Genomic DNA, 2,311 nt, shown 5'->3' on the forward strand with positions numbered 1-2,311 from the left:
CGCCTTAGCAAACAGCATCTCTTTTAAAATTTCCGCATCGCCCGCATCCAGCGCGCTAAGATCTAAATTTGACGAGCTATTTAGCGCGTAATCGTATATGAAGCTACCCTCTTCGCATGCGGCGCCTTTTAAAATCGTAGCATCGTCGATCCTGCGCGGCGCGCCCTCGTTTATCCGCGCTAGCGCATCTCGCACCTGCTTGCTTTCGCAGAAGTTTCGCTCTAGCTCGCCGCGTTTTTTCTCCGCATAAAATTCCATCGCTACGTTTGCCAAAATTCCGATTCCAAGTAGCACTAGTAAAATTTTAATCGGCTTATTTAGCCGCGCGCTTAAGCTTCGCGCGTCCATCAGCGAGCCCTTTCGCAGCACAGCAGCGTGTGTCCGACGCCCAACCCGTCGTGAATTTGCGAAATTTTAAGCCCCGCGCGCTGCGCAAATTTAACCATATCGTCCGAGTGATAAATTTTGCTATTGCCGTTTGCCATAGCGGCGAAATATACGCTGATCTGCGTCATGCTATACGCGGCGGTTTCGTAGCGCTGCCTGTCCCAAAACGGCTCCAAAATATAAAGCCGCACCTGCTCGCTCATCGACTCCGCCGCGCGCGAGAGGATGCTTACGATCTGCTCCTCGCCGAAGCAGTCTAAAAACTGACTGAGCCAGATCGCATCAAAGCCGCGCGGAAAGCGCGTAGCGGGATCTAGCAGATCGGCCGCAAGCCCCTCTATGCGCTCAGCGCCCTGCGCGCCTGCGACGGCGTCTTTCATCATCGAAATTTGCCCCGCAAGATCCATTATCGTGACGCGCACATTTTCGTCGTAGCCTACGCACCGCTTAGCAAAGCGCCCCGTATTGCCGCCTACGTCTAAAATTTTATCCGTCTTGCGCGAGAAAATGATCTTTAACGCAGGCTCAAACGCCAAATCCGAATAAAAATGATCAAACGCGAGCCAGCTCTTGCGCACGTGCGGCGGCAGATGCGAAAGCGCCTCGTAGATCGTAGCCCACTGCCCAAAAACCTTTAGCCCCTCTGGTTTGCCCGATTTTAGCGTCTCTTCGAGCCTAAATAGCCCCTCGTAGCACACGTCGTGGATGAAGTCCATATCAACGTCCACCATCTCGTCGGTGAGTAGAAAATACCCCGCCTTGCTAAGCCGAAATTTCTCGCCGCACAGCAGCACCGTGCCGATGCTAAGCGAACTTTCCAAAAGCAGCTTTACGGCGTATTCGCTAAGCGAGAGTTTCTGCGCGATCTCACTTATGCTTAGCCCGTCCCGCGCCTCATTAAGCGCGCTTAAAATTCCAAATTTTTTCATCAGTCGCGAGACCTGAAAGACCACCGGCGCAAAGGCGATCTCATTCGCCGTCCGCTGCGCCTCGCCTGCGCTTTGACGCTCCACGGCGTAACGATCTAAAAGCTGTTTGGGAAGTTTCATTTTTGATCCTGCTTATGTAAATTTCGCAAAATTTTAGCAAAAAATTCTAACTTTTCTTGCGCCCGCTAAGAATTTGCGCATATCTCAGAATTTTGCGATGAAATTTTAAAATTCCGTCTTAAAATTTATAGAATTTTAGTTAAAATCCTTTCATCAAAATTTCGCGTAAAAGCTCTGCGAAAATGTCAAATTTAGGAGAATCCTTGAAGCTTCAAATGTCCTTGATGTCGGTTGCCTGCGTCGTAATCATCCTGGCTGGTCTTAAAGCCGCGCAGGCTATCGTCGTGCCATTTTTGCTAGCTATTTTCATCACGGTGCTCGTCTCGCCGCTGGTGCTTTATGTCCAAAAGATCCGCGTCGGGCGTGTTTTTAGCTTCCTCATCATTACCTTTGCCTTCGTGGCGATTATAGTGTTTTTCGGCGCAGTCATCTTTGATGCGATCAAGGAATTTTCAGCGCGCCTGCCCGAGCTTCAAGCAAAATTTGAAGAGGTGCTAGGAGGCGTGAGTGCGAAGCTCTCTCGATTCGGCATAGAGCTTAACGCCGCAAGCCTAGGCATCGATCCGAGCGAAGCCGCCGCGCAGCTATCTGCACTACTGCGCAAAACAGGCTCGATAGTTTCGACGGGATTTTTCATTTTTATAATGGTTTCATTTATGGTCTTTGAAAGCTCCGTAATAGACGAAAAAATCCGCTATTTTTCGCAAAGTAGCCGCGCTACGCACATTTTCGTGAAGAAATTTGCCTCCAGCCTCAAAAAATATCTGCTAATCAAAACTATCGCTTCTGCATGCACCGGTGCGCTCATCGGGCTTGGGCTGTGGGCTCTTAGTGTTCCATATGCCGCGCTGTGGGGGATTTTAGCTTTCGTGCTA

General features: G+C 50.1%; 3 protein-coding genes. 1 reads left to right on the plus strand and 2 read right to left on the minus strand.

Annotated elements, in window-relative coordinates; translation table 11 throughout:
* Both Q0340_RS03035 and Q0340_RS03040 read right to left on the minus strand, forming a co-directional pair.
* Positions 1 to 348, minus strand: a 348-nt coding sequence (locus Q0340_RS03035) for a hypothetical protein (RefSeq protein WP_298082105.1), incomplete at its 3' end; no start/stop codon positions are given.
* A complete protein-coding gene (locus Q0340_RS03040; RefSeq protein ID WP_298082106.1) occupies positions 348 to 1,436 on the minus strand; it encodes a class I SAM-dependent methyltransferase in 1,089 nt (362 codons plus the stop codon). The genes Q0340_RS03035 and Q0340_RS03040, both read right to left, overlap by 1 nt.
* A 203-nt stretch (positions 1,437 to 1,639) precedes the next feature.
* Between Q0340_RS03040 and Q0340_RS03045 the strand changes: the two genes are divergently transcribed.
* Positions 1,640 to 2,311, plus strand: a 672-nt coding sequence (locus Q0340_RS03045) for an AI-2E family transporter (protein ID WP_298082107.1), incomplete at its 3' end; no start/stop codon positions are given.

The sequence above is a fragment of the uncultured Campylobacter sp. genome, from assembly GCF_938045595.1.
Classification (GTDB): domain Bacteria; phylum Campylobacterota; class Campylobacteria; order Campylobacterales; family Campylobacteraceae; genus Campylobacter_B.